Source organism: uncultured Thiodictyon sp. (genome assembly GCF_903828115.1).
Taxonomy (GTDB): Bacteria; Pseudomonadota; Gammaproteobacteria; order Chromatiales; family Chromatiaceae; genus Thiodictyon.
The window spans coordinates 1-4201 of record NZ_CAIKKU010000741.1 but is presented as its reverse complement, the minus strand read 5'-3'; the positions used below and the strand labels follow the sequence as shown (position 1 = coordinate 4201).

The window sequence follows — 4201 nt, the reverse complement described above, 5'->3', positions numbered from 1 at the left end:
TGACCCCGCGGATCGCCTCCAGACCAACTTTGGCCTTGAAGGATGCCGTGTACGTCTTGCGCTTCGCTTCGCCCATTCTGACATGCCCCTTTTGGTTCGACGGGAGCTTAAATTGCTGTCCGGTTTTCAGGGTCCACTATACTCAGCAAGGGCGTGTAGCGCGTAGGGTGCGCCGCGCGCACCCGGGCGCCGGCCCGAACTCACGGCGGCTCGCTCAACCCAAATCCGGCAGTGGGTAGCGCGGGTTAGCGAAGCGTAACCCGACCCACGCCGCCCTGGTTCCCACGCGGCGCGATCGGTCATCGCGCGGGGGCGCCCCGGAACCTGGTGGCCCGCCACGCGCCTAAGGCAGCGCGTCGATCGCCGCCACCCCCTTGCGGTAGCGCTCGTTAAGCCGCTCCGGCAGCCCCGCCTCCTTGGCCGCCTTGCAGCCGCCGACCTGGCGCAGCAGTTCGGCGGACTGCTCGACCAGGCGCTTTTGCACGGCGCGGTAGCCGTGTTCCGGGAACCATTCGTCCTGGACCGTGACGATGGTCAGGCGCAGTTTGCTGACCAACTGTTTGTTGAGGTTGTCGCTGTGGCGCCCGGAGTCGTCGCTGCGGCAGCGCGCGTTGTAGAAGTCCAGGTCGGCCGCGGCCTCGACCGCGTCGACCAGGGTCGCGCGGGTCTCCGGGGTCGGATCGGGGGTGGCGGCGGGGGCGGCGGCGAGCACGCCCAGCAGGGGCAGGGTGAGGAGCAGCCGGGTCCGCCGCGCGCCGTCGCTGAGGGTCCTGACGTTGCAGGCTGGCATGGGGCTGGCTCCTTATCTGGATCGTCTATGAATGGTGTCACGCGGCAGGGGGCGGGTGGACCTCATGGGTCCCCGCGGATCGCATCCTGCACCGGGTCGCGGCGGCGGATCAAGCGGCGCGGCGTTGCGGGCACCGCAGCCCATGCGGGCGCTCGGGGATGCCTGTATCATGGGGGCGTGAATACCCCTGCACCCAGCGTCCGTCGCGGCCAGCCCGTCCCCCTCGGGGGCCGGGGTCGCGGGTGCGTGCGGGCGGGCGGGGGGCGGCCGTGAGCGGCGCGCTGTTGCTGCTGTTTCTGCTGCTGCCGGTGGCGGCCGCCTCCGGGTGGTGGCTCGCGCGGCGGGACCCGGGCCCCAAGGCCCGGAGCACACCCGGTGCCGACCCTGATTTCTTTCGTGGGATCAATTATTTGCTGGATGAACAGCCGGATAAGGCGATCGATGTCTTCCTGAAGCTCGCGGCGGTCGACGGGGAGACGGTGGAGACGCACCTGGCGCTCGGGAGCCTGTTCCGGCGCCGGGGCGAGGCGGATCGGGCCATCCGCATCCACCAGAATCTCATCGCGCGGGACAACCTGAGCGCCGAACAGCGCGGTTATGCACTGTTCGAGCTGGGACAGGACTATATGCGCGCCGGCCTGCTCGACCGGGCGGAGATCCTGTTCCAGGAGTTGGCGGAGATCGGTCTGCAACGCGAGCGCGCCCTGCGCGGTCTGCTCGACATCTATCAACAGGAGCGCGACTGGGGGCAGTGCCTGGAGGTTGCGGAGCGACTCAAGCCCTTCAGCGAGCGACCACTGGCGGCCGAGATCGCCCAGTATCAGTGCGAGTTGGCGGAGGAGGCACGGCGCCGCGCCGATCCCGACGCGGCCAGGCGCGCCCTGGCGCGCGCCCAGGACGTGGACCCCCACTGTGTGCGCGCCGCTATCATCGAAGGCCAGATGGCCCTGGCGGACGGGGACCGGGAGGCGGCCCTGGCGCTGTTCCTGCGGGTCGCGGACCAGGGCGCGCGCTATGTGCCGGAGGTCCTGCCCGGGCTGATGCAGGCCCTGGAGGAACTGGGGCGGACTGATCTCATCGCGGTGCTTGCGGGCCTGGCGGCGCGCGAGCCATCCGGGCCCGTGGTGCTGGCCTTGAGCGAGGCGCAGCTGCAGGAATCCGGCCCGGCGGCGGCGAAGGCGACGCTGACCGGGTATCTCGCCCGCAACGTGGACCTGGCCGCACTGGAGCGGTTGCTGGACCTGCAGGCGCGCGCCGCCGCCCTGGGCGCCGAGGCGGCCTACCGCGCCGGGGTGGTGCATGGGGTGGTGCGGCACCTGCTGACGCGCCAGCCCGTCTATCAGTGTGATCATTGCGGCTTCTCTGCCCGGGCCCTGCACTGGCAGTGCCCGAGCTGCAAGCGCTGGGGTACGGTCCAGCCGGTGCAGCCGGAGCGCATCCCGGGGGATGAGGTCCTGCGCGAGCGGCGGCTGGCATGACCGATCCCAAACCCATTATCGTCGCCCTGGACGTCGCGGCCAAGGCGCCCGCCCTGGCCCTGGTGGAGCGGCTCGACCCGGCCCGCTGTCGGCTCAAGGTCGGCAATGAACTCTTCACCCGGCTGGGTCCGTCCATCGTGCGGACCCTGCACAAGCGCGGCTTCGAGGTCTTCCTGGATCTGAAATTCCACGATATCCCCAACACCGTGGCCGCCGCCTGCGCGGCGGCGGCCGACCTGGGTGTGTGGATGCTCAATGTACACTGCACCGGCGGTGCGGCCATGATCGCCGCCGCCCGCGCGCGCCTGGACCAGGTGGGCGGGGCGCGCCGGCCGGTGCCCCGGCTGATTGGGGTGACCGTGCTCACCAGCCTGGATGCGGACGATCTGGCCGCCGTCGGCTGCCCCGGTGAGCCGCGTGAGCGGGTGCTGCGGCTCGCCGAGTTGGGCCGGCGCGCCGGTCTCGATGGCGTGGTCTGCTCGCCCCAGGAGGCGGCACTGGTGCGTCGTGCGCTCGGCCCCGGCTTCCTCCTGGTGACCCCGGGGGTGAGGCCCGCGGGGGCCGCGGTCGGCGACCAGAAGCGGGTCATGACGCCGGCCCAGGCCATTGCGGCCGGTGCCGATTATCTGGTGATCGGGCGCCCGATCACCGGCGCGCCCGATCCGGCGGCGGCCCTGGCCGCGATCGAGCAGGAATTGACCGTAGTCGCGGCCTGATTGCCACCCCGCCGGGGATCAGGTTCCCATCCGTTGGAGACTTATGACCCATGAACAAGATCCGTAAGGCCGTATTTCCCGTCGCCGGGCTGGGCACACGCTTCCTGCCCGCCACCAAGGCGAGCCCGAAGGAGATGCTGCCGGTGGTGGACAAGCCGCTGATTCAGTATGCCGCCGAGGAGGCGCAGTCGGCCGGGGTCGATCACTTCATTTTCATCACCGGGCGCAGCAAGCGCTCCATCGAGGACCATTTCGACAAGGCCTACGAACTGGAAGCCGAGTTGGCGAGTGCGGGCAAGAAGGATCTGCTCAAGATCGTCCAGAAGATCCTGCCCGCCACGGCGAGCTGCATCTATCTGCGTCAGGCCGAGGCCCGCGGCCTGGGTCACGCCGTGCTCTGCGCCAAGCCGGTGGTGGGCGATGAGCCCTTCTTCGTCCTCCTGGCCGACGACCTGATCCGCGGCACGGGCCAGAGCGTGGTGGCGCAGATGGCGGAGGTCTATGCGCGCCACGGATGCAGCGTGCTGGCCGTCCAGGAGGTCCCGCGCGAGGACACCAAGCAATACGGCATCGTCAAGGTGGAGCCGGGTCCCGACGGGGAGATGCGGGTCGTCTCGATCGTGGAGAAACCCGCGCCCGCGCAGGCCCCGTCGAACCTGGCGGTGGTGGGCCGCTATCTGCTCACACCCAAGGTCTTCGAGATGTTGGAGGAGACCGGGGAGGGGGCCGGGGGCGAGATCCAACTGACCGACGGGATTGCCGCCCTGCTCGCGCACGAGCCGGTGATCGCCTACCCCTTCCAGGGCAAGCGCTACGATTGCGGCAGCAAGCTTGGGTACCTGGAGGCGACGGTCGAGTATGGCCTGGCCCATCCGGAGCTGGGGGAGCGGTTCGCCGCCTTTCTGCGGGCCTTTCGGGACTGAGGGTTCGTGCCCGTCACCGCGTGCCGCCTCACTGCCGTTAAGTTAAGCGCCGCAGCCCAAGCACCTGGAGTCCAAGGCTTTACCGTGAAAGTGCGTAGTCAGGCCATCCTGGCCTGACGGTGTCGGGGCTGGAACAGTCAGGGCTGGAAGCCCTGACTACGCCGCCCGGAAGTGGCGGGGCTGGCGGCCGCTTTAGTCGTGCCGTCCATTGGCTGCACCCTGCCGTTGGCGCAGATCTATGATCGTGTCGAACTGCCGCTGCGACCGGGGTGCGATCAGAACTGATGTGGTGAC

At 69.7% G+C, this 4201-nt stretch carries 4 protein-coding genes; 3 read left to right on the top strand and 1 reads right to left on the bottom strand.

Features of this window, described 5'->3' with window-relative positions:
- Nucleotides 1-343: 343 nt before the first annotated feature.
- Entirely contained in the window at nucleotides 344-790 is a 447-nt protein-coding gene (locus QZY48_RS27430; protein ID WP_295436775.1) for a hypothetical protein, read from the bottom strand.
- A 269-nt stretch (nucleotides 791-1059) separates the two neighbouring features.
- On the opposite strand from QZY48_RS27430, the gene lapB reads away from it, so the two are divergent.
- From lapB to galU, 3 genes are read left to right on the top strand one after another with little or no spacing between them, the layout of a single operon-like run.
- On the top strand, nucleotides 1060-2268 hold the full coding sequence (gene lapB / locus QZY48_RS27425) for a lipopolysaccharide assembly protein LapB (protein WP_295436773.1): 1209 nt from the start codon (nucleotides 1060-1062) through the stop codon (nucleotides 2266-2268).
- The gene (pyrF, locus tag QZY48_RS27420; RefSeq protein ID WP_295436772.1) at nucleotides 2265-2984 is read left to right on the top strand and encodes an orotidine-5'-phosphate decarboxylase; all 720 of its coding nucleotides are present in this window, start codon (nucleotides 2265-2267) and stop codon (nucleotides 2982-2984) included. Before lapB ends, pyrF begins: the two co-directional genes overlap by 4 nt.
- Before the next feature lie 50 nt (nucleotides 2985-3034).
- Nucleotides 3035-3907, top strand: a complete 873-nt coding sequence (gene galU / locus QZY48_RS27415; protein WP_295436771.1) for a UTP--glucose-1-phosphate uridylyltransferase GalU — start codon at nucleotides 3035-3037, stop codon at nucleotides 3905-3907.
- Nucleotides 3908-4201 lie beyond the last annotated feature (294 nt).

What these genes read in the sequence shown, in the direction of transcription:
- QZY48_RS27430 (WP_295436775.1), bottom strand. Translation starts at nt 790, where the DNA reads ATGCCAGCCTGCAACGTCAGGACCCTCAGCGACGGCGCGCGGCGGACC.
- pyrF (WP_295436772.1), top strand. Translation starts at nt 2,265, where the DNA reads ATGACCGATCCCAAACCCATTATCGTCGCCCTGGACGTCGCGGCCAAG.
- galU (WP_295436771.1), top strand. Translation starts at nt 3,035, where the DNA reads ATGAACAAGATCCGTAAGGCCGTATTTCCCGTCGCCGGGCTGGGCACA.